Genomic DNA, 15,004 nt, shown 5'->3' with positions numbered 1-15,004 from the left:
ATGACGAACTACATCTATCCGAAGTTCGGCTATCTGCGCTCGAAGGAGCAGGCGGACGGCATTGTGAAGCGGCATCCGATCGTGGTGATCGGCGCAGGTCCCATCGGCCTCACCGCGGCGCTCGACTGCGCGGCGCGCGGCCAGCCGGTCGTCGTGCTCGACGACAACGATACCGTCTCGATCGGCTCGCGCGCGGTCTGCTATGCCAAGCGTCCGCTCGAGATCTGGGACCGGCTGGGTTGCGCCACGCCCATGGTCGATCGCGGCGTGAGCTGGAAGGTCGGCAAGGTCTTCTTCCACGACCAGCTGTCCTACCAGTTCGATCTGTTGCCCGAGTCCGACCACCAATGGCCGGCCATGATCAATCTGCAGCAGTATCACCTGGAGGAGATCCTGGTTGCCAAATGCAGGGCCAATCCGCTGATCGACCTGCGCTGGAAGCACCGCCTGATCAGCCTGAAGCAGGCCGCCGACTATGCGAAGCTCGCGGTGGAGACGCCCGACGGCATTTTCACCATGGAGGCGCAATGGGTGATCGCGTGCGATGGTGCCAACTCCGATACGCGCAAGATGGTCGGCGCCGAGTTCACGGGACAGTTCTTCCAGGACCGCTTTCTGATCGCCGACGTCGTCATGAAGGCGGATTTCCCGACCGAGCGCTGGTTCTGGTTCGATCCGCCGTTCCATCCCGGCCAATCCGTCCTGCTGCACCGGCAGGCGGACAACATTTGGCGGATCGACTTCCAGCTCGGCTGGGAAGCCGATCCCGATGAGGAAAAGCAGCCGGAGCGGGTGATCCCGCGCATTCGGGCGATGCTCGGCGACGGCGCGCAGTTCGCGCTCGAATGGGTCTCGATCTATCAGTTCGCCTGCCGGCGCATCGACAATTTCCGCCAGGGGCGCGTGCTGTTTGCCGGAGATGCGGCCCATCAGGTCTCGCCGTTCGGCGCGCGCGGCGCCAATACCGGCGTCCAGGACATCGATAATCTCGCCTGGAAGCTCGCGATGGTGCTGCGTGGCGAAGCGCCGGTGGCATTGCTCGACAGCTATCACGAAGAGCGGGCCTATGCGGCCGATGACAACATCCTGAACTCGACCCGCGCCACCGACTTCATCACGCCGAAGACCAAGGTGAGCCGCTATTTCCGCGATGCCGTGCTGGAGCTGGCCCAGCATCACGCCTTCGCGCGACCGCTGGTCAACAGCGGCCGCCTGTCGGTGCCGACGCCCTATCTGACCTCCGCCCTTAATACGCCCGACGTGGATCTCGCCGTCGGCGAGATGCGGCCCGGCACCAATGCGGCCGATGCGCCGATTTCCATTGCCGGCAAGCCTTCGTGGTTCCTCCATTGCCTCGGCAACGGATTCACGGTCGTGACCTTCGGCAAGGCCACCGAAAAGACCGTGATCGAGATCGGTCCTCTCGCGGCCAGGATCCTTCGCGTCGGGCGCGACATCGAGGATTCCTCCGGTTTGCTCGCTGCGCGTTATGGCGCGTCCCCCGGCACCACCTATTTGTTCCGGCCCGACCAATATGTCGCCGCCCGCTGGACGGGATTCGACGAGGCAAAGATCATCGAGGCGATGTTGCGCGCCACCGGCCAGGACAGCGCAGGTCAGAAGGAGCTTGCGGCATGATGCTCAACCTCGCACCGAACATCGCCAATCCCGACGACTTCTATGCCGAGCTGATCAACAGCCAGCGCAACCTCGACGAGGAGCAGGCGCTGCGCATGAATGCCCGGCTGATCCTGCTGCTCGCCAATCACATCGGCGATCGCAAGGTACTCACCGAGGCAATCGCCTGCGCTCGCGCCGCCGGCGGTTGAAGATTATGAGCCTCGCCTGAAGCTCCGATCGAGGCGGTTCCCACCTCTTGTGGGAAGGGGAAATCGCATACGTATCGAGCTATTGAAAATTCGCCGCGCAGAAAGCCCAGGAGATATCTCCGGGGCTTTCGTCGTTTCAGCACGGGCGCGTTGCCTACGTTCGCGTCCGCATCCGCATCATGAAGCTGTCGAAGCTGAGTTCGGCCACCTGCATCCAGGCGAGCGACTCGGCGCGATAGGCGGTGAGGCTCGCATACATCTTGCCGAAATGCGGATTGCTCTTGGCGAGATCGGCGTAGATCTCGTTCGCCGCGGCGTAGCAGCCCTCGAGCACCTCCTGCGGGAACGGCTTCAGGATCGCGCCGGCGACCAGCAGCCGTTTCAACGCCGGTGGATTAACGGCATCGTACTTGCCGGTCACCCAGGTGAAGGTGTCGCGCGAGGCGGTCTCGATCGCGGCCTGATAATGCCTGGGTAGCGAATTCCATTTGTCGAGATTCATGATGTTGCGGCCTTGGCCGCTGCCGCCGGTCGAGCCGGTGGGAATGCCGATGACGTTCTGCTCCTTGACCATGTCCTGCCCGCCGCCGGTCGCGCGGTCGGCCGGCCGTCAATGGTGCGCTGCGAACGCGGCCTCCATGGCCTTGCGCGTCTTCACCGTCTCGTTGCCCGCCTCGAACTCGACATCGCTCCAGCGTACTACCGCGCCATGCGCAACGTCGCGCTTCAGCATCACGCGGTGCGCGAGGCCTATCGGTAGTGCACCCCCCTTCAGGCTCGCGGCCGCCGGCACCAGCTTGCCCCATACGGTGTAGCCGCCTTCGCCGTCGAGCATTTCGCCGGCACGCAAGTCGCGCTTGGCCACCGAAGCGACGTCGCCGCGGAAGCCGTGGGGCTGTCCGGTCGGTTCGCCCCGCAGCGCCGCCGACAGCACCGAGATGTTCAGCTCGAGCCCGATCAGATGGTAGGGCTTGTACATGGCGGCATATCGACCGCTCGCATCCGTCTTCAAGCCGTATTGTCTGAAGCAATCGGCGGCATAATCGTTCGGGGCCTCCAGCACGACATAGACGCCCCAGCGCAGATCGCGAAACACCGGCCTCCCATCGCGCTCCAGCGAAGACACGACTTCCACGACGCCGGATCGCTCCAGCACGCCTCCCTTATCTCTGGGGCGCATGATGTGCGGGAGATCGTCGACGCCGCAGGGCGGAAACAGAAGTCCCTCCGCAGGGACGTCGAGTCCGCAGGCATTTGCAATCGCCGCCATCTCGATGGCCGATTTGGTGCCGTCGAGGAAGGAGTTGAACATCTGCGGATTCATCCCGGCCGACTGCGCTTCGCCGGCAGTCAGACCGTAGTGCTGCCAGACGCCGTCAGGCGTCACGTCGTGATAGACAGGCAGATATTTTGTCCCTTTGCCGGCGGCGACGACGCGGAATCCCGTCGCGCGCGCCCAGTCCACCATCTCCGCCGTCAGTGCCGGCTGGTCGCCATAGGCGAGCGAATAGACCACGCCCGCTTTGCGCGCTTCTTCGGCGAGGAGGGGACCTGCCAGCACATCGGCTTCGACATTGACCATCACGATATGCTTGCCCGCCCCGATCGCGGCGCGCGCATGGCGGATGCCGACGGCGGGATTGCCGGTCGCCTCGACCACCACATCCATCGCGCCCCCGGCGATGGCGCGTGGACCGTCATCGGTAAAAACGGTAGCGGCGATCCGCTCGGCGCTCCAGCCGACGGTGCGACAGGCCTCGCGCGCGCGGTCGCGGTCGATGTCGACGATGATGGGCACCTCCAGCCCCGGCGTGTGCGGCACCTGGGCCAGAAACATCGAGCCGAATTTGCCGGCCCCGATCAGCGCAACACGAACAGGCTTCCCGGTGGAGGCGCGGGCCTGGAGGAGATGATAGAGGTTCATGGGGGAGGTCCTGGCAATGATCGTGTCCCGGACGCGGTGCGGCGCGAGGTGCCGCTCCGCAGCGCCGGGACCCAGAGAGAAACTATCCGCGGAGCATGGGCCGGCTCTGCAGCGCATCGTCGAAGAGACGCTGCGCTGCGTCCGGGGTACGAGATTGTCTTACTCCGCCGCTTGCCTTGGCGCACGGGCCAGCCGCAGCAGCGCATCATCATCCACCGTCTTGATCGGGGTAAAATCGCGATGCGCGATGTAGTCCGGCCGCGTCGGCGTGCGGATATAGTTCGAGACCGCGTTCAGCGTCAGGTACACGATCTTGCGCGGGAAGGGCGTGATGTTGCCGCTCGAGCCGTGCACGAGGTTGCCGTGGAACATCAGCATGCCGCCCGGCTTGCCGGTCGGCGCGACGATGCCGCCCTGCTTGACGAGGCGCGTCACCGTGTCCTCGTCGAGCGTCCACAGCGGGTAGGACGTGGTGGCGAGGTCATGCGAAGCCTCGAGGTCGCCGGCATTCTGGCTGCGCGGCACCAGCATCAATGGGCCGTTGATCGGCATCACCTCGTCGAGGAAGATCGCGATGTTCATCGCGCGCGGCTCCGGCATGCCGTCGTCGCGCTTCCAGGTGCCGTAATCCTGGTGCCATTGCCAGACGTCGCCGGTGAAAGCCGATTTCGCGTTGATCTTGAACTGGTGCATGTAGACGGGCTCACCGAACACCTGCACGACCGGCTCGATCATGCGCGGATGCGCGCCCAGGATGCCGAACGCCTCGTTGTAGAGATGGGCGGCAAAGGCCGTCCGCGGCGCGCCGCTCTTCTCGCGCCAGACCTCGGGCCGGTTGGCGTCGTAAATGCCGACCGCCTCGCGCGCAAGCAGATCGACCTCCTCCTGGCTGAATAGTTCGGGCAGGAACAACCAGCCTTCGCGATGGAAGAACTCCAATTGCTCTTGAGACAATTTCATGGATCGTCCTCCTGTTTTTTTCATTTGTTGTCTCTCTCGTCATGGCCGGGCTTGACCCGGCCATCCACGTCTTTGCTCCACGTCAAGGAAGAACGGTCATGCCGGGGACAAGCCCGGGCATGACGGTGCAAGCGGTTGCGGCTTAAGCCGCCACCACGTCCGTCGCCCTCAATCTCTCCTCGGTCATTCGTCCCGCCGTCTGTGCATGCGCCAGCGCGGCGCGTTCGGCCGCCGCCGCGTCGCCCGCAAGTATGTGCTTGGCAATATCGGCGTGTTCGGCCCAGGCGCTGCCGCGATAATCGAGCTCCGACAGCACCGTCGCCATCGAGCGGCGCATATGCGGCCATTGCGGCGTGATCGTCTCTTCGATCACGGGATTGCCGGCGAGCTGATAGATCGCGCGATGAAAATCGACGTCGAGCGTAATCAGCTCGGCGAGCTCAGTCTTGCGATCGATGCGACGGCCGGCGGCGAGCGCCGCGTCGAGCCGCGCGCGACCTGCGGCGTCGGTCGCCGCACGTTCGGCGGCTAGCCTGGCTGCGAGCGCATCGATGGCGCCGCGCACTTCGTAGAGCTGGCGAATGCGCGCGGGATCGAGCTGGGTGACTTCAAAGCCGCGCCTGCCGCTCTCGGCGACGAGGCCCTGGCGATGCAACAGATGCAGCGCATGCGACACCGGCTGGCGCGACACGCCGAGCTTGTCGGCGAGTTCGTTCTGCCTGATGCGCTGGCCGGGCTGAAGCGTGCGATCAGAGATCGCCTCCAGAATCCGGGCATAGACCTGGTCGATCAGGTTCGGGAGCGGGTCGAGAGGGATCACGCCGGCGGCCCCAAATGGAATACGGAATTCCGTATTCGAAGGTAGCGCGGGAGGGAAGGGCCGTCAATGCCGACGCGATATGGATCGGTAAGCCATTGATTTTATTGGGGTGGTCTACTGTGCATGGGGTTGTTTTCGGCGGCTGAGGCGCCGACCTATTCGGCCAGGAAGCGGCTCACCACCTCTCCGAACGCCTCCGGCGCCTGCTCGAACATCCAGTGGCCGGCATTGGGGATCACCGCCGTCTGCGCTCCCGCGATGTGTTCGGCCAGTACGCGCCACATCACTGACAGGCTGCCGGTGGTCGCGCCACCGCCGATCAGCAGCGTCGGGGTCCTGATCGTCTGTGCATCCGCCAGTGTATAGGGCCGGCGTTGCTCATTGATCTGGCCGAGCAAGGTGAGCGTGTTGTCGCGCAGCTGCTGCTTTGCGGCCGCCGGCACGCGCCGCCAGGAGCCGTCGCCCTCGATGCCTTCGTAGAAGTTCTGCAGCGCGCCCTCGATGTCGCCGGCGCGGATCATCTCCACCGAGCGCATTGTCTTGGCGGCGAGCGGCGGATATGCGGGGGCGCCCTCCGGCAGCGGCAGGCTGGCGTCGAGATCGCCGCCGGGCTCGGCCAGCACCAGCCTGCGCAGCAGATCAGGCCGCGCCTGCGCGATGCGAAAGGCGATGTGCCCGCCGCGCGAATGTCCCATCAGATCGACCGGCCCGGACTCAACCTGCTCGATGAATGCGATCGCATCGGCCACGTGCTGGGCCATCTTGTAGTCGTCGCCGACGGCATTCCAATGTTCGGGAAAGAAATGCCGCAGGCTGACCGAGATCACGCGATGGTTCTTCGACAGCGGCCCGAGCACCGAATACCAGGTGCGGAAATCGCCGAGCGTGCCGTGCACGCAGACCAGCGGACGGCCCTCGCCGATCTCGAGATATGCCATGTCGTAACCGTTGACGCGAAAGCTCTGCATGATCAGCTCGCCAGGAAATCCAGGACCACTTCGGAATATCTTTGCGGCGCCAAGCTTCTCGATGAAGGCGATGACGTCACTGACATGTTGGGCGATCGAATAGGTATCGCCGACACCATCCCATTTTGCCGGGAAGAAGTGCCGCAGACTGACGGCGATCACCCGATGCCGCTGCGTCAGCGGCCCGAGCACGCAGCCCCAGACGCGGAAGTCGGACAATGAGCCATGCACGCAGACCAGCGGCGGTCGGCCCCGATCTTCGCCCACGTCGAGATAGGGCATGTCGTAACCGTTGACGTGGCGGCTTTGCATTTTGGACTCGCGAGGCGGGCGGAACTCCTGTGCAAGATTCCCGGAAACCGGGTGGATCGCAACTATTTCCAAGCTTAGATTTGAGCCGAGATCACATTGGGGGCATGCAACGACGCTAGTCCAGGAACCAAGCCATGACCGACCAGCATTTTGCCCTGTTCGACACCAGGATCGGCCTCTGCGCCATCGCCTGGGGCCCGCGCGGCATCAACGGCACGCAGCTCCCGATGGGCGGCGAGCAGAAGATCCGCACCCGCATCACCCAGCGCCACGCCGATGCCACCGAAGCCGAGCCGACTCCTGAAGTGCAGCAGGCGATCGACCGCATGACAAAATTGCTCGCGGGCGAGCACGATGACCTCACCGATATCGAACTCGATCTCGACGGCGTGCCGGAGTTCAACCGCGGCGTCTACGAGATTGCCCGGGCCATTCCGCCCGGCAAGACGGTCACCTATGGCGACATCGCCAAGCAGCTTGGCGGCGTGCAGCTATCGCGCGATGTCGGCCAGGCGCTCGGCCGCAACCCGTGCCCGATCGTCGTGCCCTGCCATCGTGTGCTCGCGGCCGGTAACAAGCCCGGCGGCTTTTCGGCCAATGGCGGCGTGGTGACCAAGCTGAAGATGCTCGAGATCGAAGGCGCGCTGGTGAACCACACGCCGAGTTTGTTCGATTGAGGCTCAAATCTTGGCCACCGCCTTCGGCCAATACCGGTCGCGCAAATGTCGCTTCACCAGCTTGCCTGTCGGCGTGCGCGGCAGTTCGGCCTCGAAATCGATCGAGCGCGGGCATTTGATCGCCGAGAGGCGCGTCTTGCAGTAGGCGATCAGTTCGGCTTCTAGCCCCTTGCCGGCGCGCGTCATGTCGTGCGGCTGCACCACGGCCTTGACCTCTTCCCCCATCTCCTCGTTCGGCACGCCGAACACCGCGACGTCGGCGACATCAGGATGGGTGATCAGGACGTCCTCGGTCTCCTGCGGATAGATATTCACTCCGCCGGAGATGATCATGTAGGACTTGCGATCGGTGAGGAAGAGGAAGCCATCCTTGTCGAGATAGCCGACGTCGCCGAGCGTTGACCAACCCTTGGCGTTGTAGGCCTTCTTCGTCTTTTCAGGGTCGTTGTGATAGCTGAATACAGGCGCATCGGCAAAATAGACCGTGCCGATTTCGCCTGTCGGCTGCTCCTCGTCGTTCTCGTCCAGAATCTTGATCTTGCCGACCACGGCGCGGCCGACGCTGCCGCGATGTTCCAACCATTCTTGCGAATTGCAGACGGTGACGCCATTGCCTTCCGAACCGGCGTAATACTCGATCAGGATCGGCCCCCACCATTCGATCATCTTTGCCTTGACGTCGACCGGGCAGGGCGCTGCGGCGTGGATCGCGCCCTTCAACGTCAAGACGTTGTACTTGGCGCGTAACTCGTCTGGCAGCTTCAGCATGCGCACGAACATGGTCGGCACGAGCTGCGATTGCGTGACCTTGTACGTCTCGACGAGTCTGAGGAAATCCTCGGCATCAAAATGCTCCATGATGATGGACGTGCCGCCGAGCACGATTGCCATCATGTTGAAGCGCAGCGGAGCCGCATGATAGAGCGGCGCGGGCGACAGGTAGATGGTGTCGGCATTCATGCCGCACATGCCAGCGCACAGCACGCGCAGGAACGCGTTCGGCTCGTCGATCGGCTTGCCCTCGAACGCCTTCTTGATGCCCTTGGGGCGGCCCGTCGTTCCCGACGAATACAGCATGTCGTAGCCGGCAACCTGGTCGGCGATCGGCGTGGTCGGCTGCGCCGCCGCTTCCTTGTCATAGGAGCGGAAGCCGGGCAGGGGCTCGTCGACCATGTAGAAGATCGGCTCGCTCGCCGTCCCCTTGATCAGGCTTTTGATCTGGTCGGCGCATTTCGGCGTGGTGATCACGACCTTGGTGCCGCAATCGGCAATGATGTAATCGATCTCGTCCTGCTTCAGATAGCGGCTGATCGCGGTGTAGTAGAGCCCGCTCCGTTGTGCCGCCCAGCAGATCTCCATGAAGGCGAGGCGGTTCTCCATCAGCAGCGCGATGTGGTCGCCGGCCTTCAGGCCGAGCGAGCGAAACAGTTGCGCGCCCTGGTTCGAGAGCTCGTCGAGCTCGCGATAGGTGATCGCCTTGCCGGTCCCGGCCATCTGATAGGCGATCTTGTTCGGTGTGGTCTTTGCGTAGACTGAGGGGTGAGTCATGGAAGTTGGTCTCGCAACAACATAGGTGTCATCCCGGCGAAGGCCAGGATCCATAACCACCGAACCAAATGGTTGGAACGCGATGTCGCCCGAGCCCTGCATAGCCACGGCCTTCCGTGGTTATGGGTCCCTTCGCCGGGACGACACCTTTATTGCGGCAACGCTTGAGCGCTGCAACGACCCCTTACAGCCGCTCCACGATCGTCACATTCGCCATGCCGCCGCCTTCGCACATGGTCTGCAGGCCGTAGCGCTTGTCGCGCTGGTGCAGGGCATGGACCAGCGTCGTCATCAGCTTGGTGCCGGAACCGCCGAGCGGATGGCCGAGCGCGATGGCGCCGCCATTGACGTTGAGGCGGGCCGGATCGGCGCCGGTGGTCTTCAGCCAGCCGGTCGGCACCGAGGCGAAGGCCTCGTTGACCTCGAAGAGGTCGATGTCGTCGATCTTCATGCCGGCCTTTTCGAGCGCCTTCTTGGTGGCGTGCAGCGGGGCATCGAGCATGATGACGGGATCGCCACCGGTCATGGTCATGTGGTGGATGCGCGCGAGCGGCTTGGCGCCGAGCTGCTTGAGGCCGCGCTCGTTCACGACCATGACGCCGGAGGCGCCGTCGCAAATCTGGCTGGCGCTGGCGGCCGTCAACTTGCCGTTCTCGGCGATCAGCTTGACGCCCTTGATGCCGTCGAGGGTGACGTCGAAGCGGATGCCTTCGTCGATGTGGTGGACGTCCTTGCTGCCGTCGGCTCTGACGATCTCGAGCGGCACGATCTCCTTCTTGAAGTGACCGGCTTGGGTCGCCGCGATCGCGCGCTGATGGCTCTGGTAGGAATATTCGTCGAGATCGTCTTTCGACAGGCCGTACTTCTCGGCCATCATCTCGGCGCCGGTGAACTGGCTGAACACGATGTTCGGATACTTCGCCTCGATGCCCGGGCTCTTGTAATTGCCAAACCCGTTCTTGGCCGGGAGCTGCGAGGACAGGCCCATCGGCACGCGGGTCATCGATTCCACGCCGGCGGCGATCACCACGTCCATGGTGCCGGACATCACGGCTTGCGCCGCGAAGTGCAGCGCCTGCTGCGAGGAGCCGCACTGGCGGTCAATCGAGGTTCCCGGAACGCTCTCGGGCAGTTTTGACGCCATGACTGCGTTGCGCGCGACGTTGTTGGACTGCTCGCCGACCTGCATCACGCAGCCCATGATTACGTCCTCGACCAGGGCAGGATCGACCTTGGTGCGATCGACCAGCTCGTCCAGCACTTTTGCTGCGAGATCAGCCGGATGCCAGCCGGCGAGGCGGCCCCCCTTGCGCCCGCCCGCGGTGCGCGCAGCGGCGACGATGTAAGCCTCGGCCATGTCGGTTTCTCCCGGGATTCTTGTTTGGAGTGGTTGTCGGGGTTGGATTTAAGAGACGGATGATCGTTTAGTCAATCGATCAATTAACTCTTGTGATGAGGCGCTGCTTGCGCTTATCTGCGCCAGCTTCAAGCGGCGAGAACAGAGATCTCCGTGGCCACCAGCGCAACGAACCGGCTCCCGAGCGGGAAAAATTCCACGGCGGAGAAATTGCTCGTGGCCGCGAGCGAATTGATGATCGAACGCTCGTCGATCGAGATATCGCTCTCCGACATCGCGCAGAAGTCGGGTGCCAATGCCGCGCTGGTCAAATACCATTTCGGCAACAAGGACGGCCTCCTGCTGGCGCTGCTCGCGCGCGACGCCGCAACTGAGATGTCCAATCTCGAATATCTGCTGGCCCAGCCGATCACATCGACGGCGAAGCTGAAGCTGCATATCGCCGGCATCATCCGTGCCTATCACCGGTTTCCGTACATGAACCGGCTGATCCATTATCTCTTGCACGAGAGCGTGGCCGGTTCTGCTGATGAAGTCTCGAAATTCTTCGTCGCGCCCCTGCTCGACTTTCATCGCCGGCTGTTGGCTGAAGGCGTCAGCCGCGGTGAGTTCCGCCAGACCGATCCGGTGCTGTTCTACACCAGCCTGATCGGTGCTTGCGATCATCTGTTCTTCGGCCGGCACGCGATGTCTCGTGCGACCGGCGTCGGTCCGGTCACCGATGACGTCTGCCGGCATTACATCAAGCACATGGAAACGCTGATCTGCGGCGGCATCCTCACGCAAGCCGGGGAAGCTGCTGCGGCCGGATGATCCGGCCATCTCTGTCAAAGTCTAGAGAAGAAACGTCCAAGGAAAGGTAGCCTGTCATGGAATTGAAAGACGTCGCCGTTCTCATCACTGGTGGTGGTTCGGGTCTCGGAGAAGCGACCGCTCGCGCCATGGCCGCCAAGGGCGCCAAGATCGGCGTGATCGACCAGAACAAGGAGAACGCCGAAAGGGTCGCCGCCGAGGTGAAGGGCATCGCGCTTCATGCCGATGTCACCAGCGAGGAGCAGATCAAGGCGGCGATCGCCAAGGCGGAAGCTGCGCATGGGGTCGCCCGCGTGCTGATGAATTGCGCCGGTATCGGCGGCTCGCAGCGCATCGTCGGCCGCGACGGCGTCTACCCGCTCGAAAAGTTCGCCCGCATCATCAACGTCAATTTGATCGGCACCTTCAACTGCCTGCGTCTGTTTGCCGAGCGCCTCGTCACCATCGAGCCTGTCGGTGAAGAGCGCGGCGTCATCATCAACACGGCTTCGGTTGCCGCTTACGAAGGCCAAATCGGCCAGATTGCCTATTCGGCCTCGAAGGGCGGGGTCGTCGGCTTGACCCTGCCGGCCGCGCGCGACCTCGCGAGCCAGAAGATCCGCGTCAACACCATCGCCCCCGGTCTGTTCTTCACGCCGCTGCTGATGGGCCTCAACGAGGAAGCGCGCAACAGTCTCGGCGCCCAGGTGCCGCATCCCTCGCGCCTCGGCGACGCCAAGGAGTACGGCGCGCTTGCCGTCCACATCGTCGAGAATGCGATGCTCAACGGCGAAACCATCCGTCTCGACGGCGCCATTCGTATGGCGCCGCGGTAATTCCGTTGACCTTCTTTCCTTCTCCCCCTGTGGGAGAAGGTGGCGCGGAGCGCCGGATGAGGGGTTCTCTCCGCGGAGACAGACCCTCATCCAAGCGAGTATGTGGTCAGCGATGTACATGCCCTCTCCCACAAGGGGAGAGGGCGCAATAACCGCCATTGGAAGAGCGGATGCAGGAGCGCCCCATGTCCCAACCGCTGCTGATCGAGCATGACGATGGCGTCGACCGGGTGACGCTCAATCGTCCTGACCGCCTCAATGCGCTCGATCCTGCACTGATCGATGCGCTCAACGTCTATTTCCAGGGCCTGCAGCGCAATTGCGACACGCGAGTCGTGGTTTTGAAAGGTGCCGGCAAGGATTTTTGCGCAGGTCTCGACCTCAAGGCGGCGATGGCGCGCCGGGCCGGGCAACAGGAGCCGCCCGGCGTCACGGTATCCCTGGACTCGCAACGTCGCATCGCCGACATCGTGATGCTGATGCGGCGCTGTCCGCAGCCGATCCTGTCGCTGGTTCAAGGCGCGGCAGCCGGCGGCGGTTTTGCGCTGGCACTAGCCTCCGACATCCGCATCGCAACGAAGTCGGCGCGGATGAACTGCGCTTTCATCAAGCTTGGACTCGGCGGTTGTGACATCGGTACCAGCTATTTTCTGCCGCGGCTCGTCGGCGTCTCCGTCGCGTCCGAGTTGATCCTCACCGGCCGCTTCATCGGCGCCGAGCGCGCGCTTGCGGTCGGGCTTGTCTCCGAGGTCGTCGATGAAGACAAGCTCGACGCCGCGGCCGAGCCCTACGTCGATGCGATGATGACGGCCTCGCCGGTGGGGCTGCGCCTGTCAAAGGAATGCCTCAACATGAGCATCGATGCGGGATCGCTGGAGGCGGTGATCGCGATGGAGGACCGCAACCAGGTCCTATGCAGTCGCTCCGAGGAATTTTCGGAAGGCATCAGGGCCTTCCTTGAGAAGCGAAAGCCTGTCTATATCAAGCGCTGAGACGACCAAGATCCGCCAAGGACAGTAATTCCGGGAGACGCAAAATGAGTGGAAGCGCGGCGGCGGTGATGTCAAAGCCTGCCTTTCGCAAGGTCGAGTGGCTGAAGCGCGACATCGACGTCGAGCGCCGCGCTGACGGCACGCTGGTGCTGAAGTCGCGCATCCCGCTGCAAGCCTACGAGAAGCACCTCCCGGCCTCGCTGGCCAAATGGGCGTCGGAAGCACCCGAGCGCATCTGGTTGGCGCAGCGCGGCGGTCCCAATCGCGAGTGGCGCAAGGTCTCCTATGGTGAAGCCAAGCGCACGGTCGATGCGCTGACGCAGGCGCTGCTGAATCTGAAGCTTGAGGGGCACCCGGTCGCGATCCTTTCCGGCAATTCGATCGAGCACGCGCTGATGACGCAGGCTGCGATGCAGGCGCGCGTCCCCGCAGCGCCGGTGTCGCCGGCCTACTCGCTGATGAGCCACGACCACGTCAAGCTGAAGTACCTGTTCAACCTGATCAAGCCGGCCGTGGTGATGGTGCAGGACGGTCCGACCTTCGAGAAGGCGTTGAAGTCACTCGATCTCACCGGCGTCACTGTGGTTCACGTCGTCCGTCCCTGCGAGGGCATCAAGAGCGTCGGCTTCGCCGAACTCGCGGCCACGCCGGTGACGAAAGACGTCGAGGATTCGGTGGCGAAAATTACGCCTGATACCGTTGGCAAGCTGCTGTTCACATCAGGCTCGACTGGCATGCCCAAAGCCGTCATCAACACGCAGCGAATGATGTGCGCCAATGCGGCGATGATGATGCAGGTGCGGCCACGCACCGCGGGCGGCCCGCTGCCGGTGGTGCTCGACTGGATGCCGTGGAATCACACCATGGGCGGCAACGCTGCGTTCCATCCGGTGCTGGTTGATGGCGGCACGCTCTATATCGACGACGGTCGGCCGATGCCGGGACAGTTGGAAGAGACCATCAAGAATCTGCGCGAGATCTCTCCGACCTATTACGCCAATGTGCCGGCGGGCTATGCCGCGCTCGCCGCCGCCATGGAGAAGGACGACGCGCTCTGCCGGTCGTTCTTCAAGAACCTGTCGATCATGGCATATGGCGGCGCGCGGCTGCCGGACGATCTCTACGAGCGCATGCAGGCCCTCGCCGTGAAGGCCACCGGCGAGCGAATCGTGTTCTACACCGGCTGGGGCTCGACCGAGACCGCGCCGACTTCGACCGGCACCTATTGGGACACCGAGCGAGTCGGCCTGATCGGTCTGCCATTCCCCGGCGTCGAATTGAAGATGGTGCCGTGCGGTTCGAAATACGAGCTGCGCCTGCGCGGCGTCAACGTCACGCCCGGCTATTTCGGCCAGCCCGATCTCACGAAGAAAATGTTCGACGAGGAAGGCTTTTATTGCATTGGCGATGCCGGCATCTTCGTCAATGCTCAGGATCCCGTGCAGGGAATTATCTTTGCCGGCCGTGTCGTCGAAGACTTCAAGCTCACCACCGGCACCTTCGTGCATGTCGGCTCGCTGCGTACCGATGCCATCGCTGCGGCGACTCCGGTCGTGCACGATGCGCTGGTCGCGGGGCAGGACCGTGCCTTCATCGGTTTGCTGGCCTGGCCGAATCTGCACGCCTGCCGTCAGCTCGTCGGCAAGGCCGATCTCAGCTTCGAGGACGCGGTGAAGCACCCCGAGGTGATCGCCTGCTTCAAGCTCGGGCTCGAAGCGCACAATCGGGAGTGCGAAGGCGCCAGCAGCCGCATCATCGCGCGTGCGATGCTGATGGCCGAGCCTCCCTCGATCGACGGCAACGAGCTCACCGACAAGGGCTACATCAACCAGCGCGCCGGCCTCGAACGTCGCGCGGCGCTGGTGGAGCGGCTTTATGCCGACAAGCCGGACCAGGATGTGATTGTGCTGCGATGAATGCGACTTAATTCGTCGTTCCGGGGTGCCGCGCAGCGGCGAACCCGGAATCTCGAGATGAGTGAGTGACCTC

13 protein-coding genes and 1 pseudogene are annotated in these 15,004 nt (G+C 63.5%); 7 read left to right on the top strand and 7 right to left on the bottom strand.

Annotated elements, in window-relative coordinates; translation table 11 throughout:
* Together XH88_RS12270 and XH88_RS12265 are read left to right on the top strand one after the other, a co-directional pair.
* Positions 1 to 1,638, top strand: coding sequence for an FAD-dependent oxidoreductase (locus tag XH88_RS12270; protein WP_271615618.1), 1,638 nt, complete (start codon positions 1 to 3; stop codon positions 1,636 to 1,638).
* On the top strand, positions 1,635 to 1,829 hold the full coding sequence (locus XH88_RS12265) for a DUF2783 domain-containing protein (protein WP_271615617.1): 195 nt from the start codon (positions 1,635 to 1,637) through the stop codon (positions 1,827 to 1,829). Before XH88_RS12270 ends, XH88_RS12265 begins: the two co-directional genes overlap by 4 nt.
* A 154-nt stretch (positions 1,830 to 1,983) precedes the next feature.
* On the opposite strand, the pseudogene XH88_RS12260 reads toward XH88_RS12265, so the two are convergent.
* The 5 genes and pseudogenes from XH88_RS12260 to XH88_RS12240 form a co-directional block, all read right to left on the bottom strand.
* Positions 1,984 to 2,355 (bottom strand): annotated as a pseudogene (locus XH88_RS12260) (ABC transporter substrate-binding protein); the annotation flags it as partial.
* A gap of 84 nt (positions 2,356 to 2,439) precedes the next feature.
* A complete protein-coding gene (locus tag XH88_RS12255; RefSeq protein ID WP_271615615.1) occupies positions 2,440 to 3,753 on the bottom strand; it encodes an NAD(P)H-dependent oxidoreductase in 1,314 nt (437 codons plus the stop codon).
* A 159-nt stretch (positions 3,754 to 3,912) separates the two neighbouring features.
* Positions 3,913 to 4,713 (bottom strand): phytanoyl-CoA dioxygenase family protein, encoded by an 801-nt coding sequence (locus tag XH88_RS12250; protein WP_271615614.1) that lies wholly within the window; start codon positions 4,711 to 4,713, stop codon positions 3,913 to 3,915.
* 142 nt (positions 4,714 to 4,855) lie between these two features.
* Positions 4,856 to 5,533: a GntR family transcriptional regulator gene (locus XH88_RS12245; RefSeq protein WP_271615613.1), complete on the bottom strand. Its 678-nt coding sequence runs from the start codon at positions 5,531 to 5,533 to the stop codon at positions 4,856 to 4,858.
* A 155-nt stretch (positions 5,534 to 5,688) separates the two neighbouring features.
* A complete protein-coding gene (locus XH88_RS12240) occupies positions 5,689 to 6,501 on the bottom strand; it encodes an alpha/beta fold hydrolase (protein WP_271669050.1) in 813 nt (270 codons plus the stop codon).
* 446 nt (positions 6,502 to 6,947) lie between these two features.
* On the opposite strand from XH88_RS12240, the gene XH88_RS12235 reads away from it, so the two are divergent.
* On the top strand, positions 6,948 to 7,490 hold the full coding sequence (locus XH88_RS12235; protein ID WP_271615612.1) for a methylated-DNA--[protein]-cysteine S-methyltransferase: 543 nt from the start codon (positions 6,948 to 6,950) through the stop codon (positions 7,488 to 7,490).
* A 3-nt stretch (positions 7,491 to 7,493) separates the two neighbouring features.
* On the opposite strand, the gene XH88_RS12230 is transcribed toward XH88_RS12235, so the two are convergent.
* Both XH88_RS12230 and XH88_RS12225 read right to left on the bottom strand, forming a co-directional pair.
* Complete coding sequence (locus XH88_RS12230) at positions 7,494 to 9,038, bottom strand: acyl-CoA synthetase (protein WP_271615611.1); 1,545 nt, start codon at positions 9,036 to 9,038, stop codon at positions 7,494 to 7,496.
* A 184-nt stretch (positions 9,039 to 9,222) separates the two neighbouring features.
* A complete protein-coding gene (locus tag XH88_RS12225; RefSeq protein WP_271615610.1) occupies positions 9,223 to 10,395 on the bottom strand; it encodes an acetyl-CoA C-acetyltransferase in 1,173 nt (390 codons plus the stop codon).
* A 210-nt stretch (positions 10,396 to 10,605) separates the two neighbouring features.
* Between XH88_RS12225 and XH88_RS12220 the strand changes: the two genes are divergently transcribed.
* The 4 genes from XH88_RS12220 to XH88_RS12205 all read left to right on the top strand — a co-directional run bounded on the left by XH88_RS12220 (position 10,606) and on the right by XH88_RS12205 (position 14,931).
* Positions 10,606 to 11,208, top strand: a complete 603-nt coding sequence (locus tag XH88_RS12220; RefSeq protein ID WP_442868442.1) for a TetR family transcriptional regulator — start codon at positions 10,606 to 10,608, stop codon at positions 11,206 to 11,208.
* 56 nt (positions 11,209 to 11,264) lie between these two features.
* Positions 11,265 to 12,023 (top strand): SDR family NAD(P)-dependent oxidoreductase, encoded by a 759-nt coding sequence (locus tag XH88_RS12215; RefSeq protein WP_271615609.1) that lies wholly within the window; start codon positions 11,265 to 11,267, stop codon positions 12,021 to 12,023.
* A gap of 185 nt (positions 12,024 to 12,208) precedes the next feature.
* On the top strand, positions 12,209 to 13,015 hold the full coding sequence (locus XH88_RS12210) for an enoyl-CoA hydratase/isomerase family protein (RefSeq protein WP_271615608.1): 807 nt from the start codon (positions 12,209 to 12,211) through the stop codon (positions 13,013 to 13,015).
* A gap of 44 nt (positions 13,016 to 13,059) precedes the next feature.
* On the top strand, positions 13,060 to 14,931 hold the full coding sequence (locus XH88_RS12205; RefSeq protein ID WP_271615607.1) for an AMP-binding protein: 1,872 nt from the start codon (positions 13,060 to 13,062) through the stop codon (positions 14,929 to 14,931).
* Positions 14,932 to 15,004: the final 73 nt, after the last annotated feature.

It is taken from the genome of Bradyrhizobium sp. CCBAU 51627 (assembly GCF_028128765.1).
Lineage (GTDB): Bacteria > Pseudomonadota > Alphaproteobacteria > Rhizobiales > Xanthobacteraceae > Bradyrhizobium.
This window is presented reverse-complemented; position numbering and strand designations above follow the sequence as displayed.

What these genes read in the sequence shown, in the direction of transcription:
- XH88_RS12205 (WP_271615607.1), top strand. Translation starts at nt 13,060, where the DNA reads ATGAGTGGAAGCGCGGCGGCGGTGATGTCAAAGCCTGCCTTTCGCAAG.
- XH88_RS12230 (WP_271615611.1), bottom strand. Translation starts at nt 9,038, where the DNA reads ATGACTCACCCCTCAGTCTACGCAAAGACCACACCGAACAAGATCGCC.
- XH88_RS12265 (WP_271615617.1), top strand. Translation starts at nt 1,635, where the DNA reads ATGATGCTCAACCTCGCACCGAACATCGCCAATCCCGACGACTTCTAT.
- XH88_RS12235 (WP_271615612.1), top strand. Translation starts at nt 6,948, where the DNA reads ATGACCGACCAGCATTTTGCCCTGTTCGACACCAGGATCGGCCTCTGC.
- XH88_RS12255 (WP_271615615.1), bottom strand. Translation starts at nt 3,753, where the DNA reads ATGAACCTCTATCATCTCCTCCAGGCCCGCGCCTCCACCGGGAAGCCT.
- XH88_RS12240 (WP_271669050.1), bottom strand. Translation starts at nt 6,501, where the DNA reads ATGCAGAGCTTTCGCGTCAACGGTTACGACATGGCATATCTCGAGATC.
- XH88_RS12250 (WP_271615614.1), bottom strand. Translation starts at nt 4,713, where the DNA reads ATGAAATTGTCTCAAGAGCAATTGGAGTTCTTCCATCGCGAAGGCTGG.
- XH88_RS12270 (WP_271615618.1), top strand. Translation starts at nt 1, where the DNA reads ATGACGAACTACATCTATCCGAAGTTCGGCTATCTGCGCTCGAAGGAG.
- XH88_RS12210 (WP_271615608.1), top strand. Translation starts at nt 12,209, where the DNA reads ATGTCCCAACCGCTGCTGATCGAGCATGACGATGGCGTCGACCGGGTG.
- XH88_RS12225 (WP_271615610.1), bottom strand. Translation starts at nt 10,395, where the DNA reads ATGGCCGAGGCTTACATCGTCGCCGCTGCGCGCACCGCGGGCGGGCGC.
- XH88_RS12215 (WP_271615609.1), top strand. Translation starts at nt 11,265, where the DNA reads ATGGAATTGAAAGACGTCGCCGTTCTCATCACTGGTGGTGGTTCGGGT.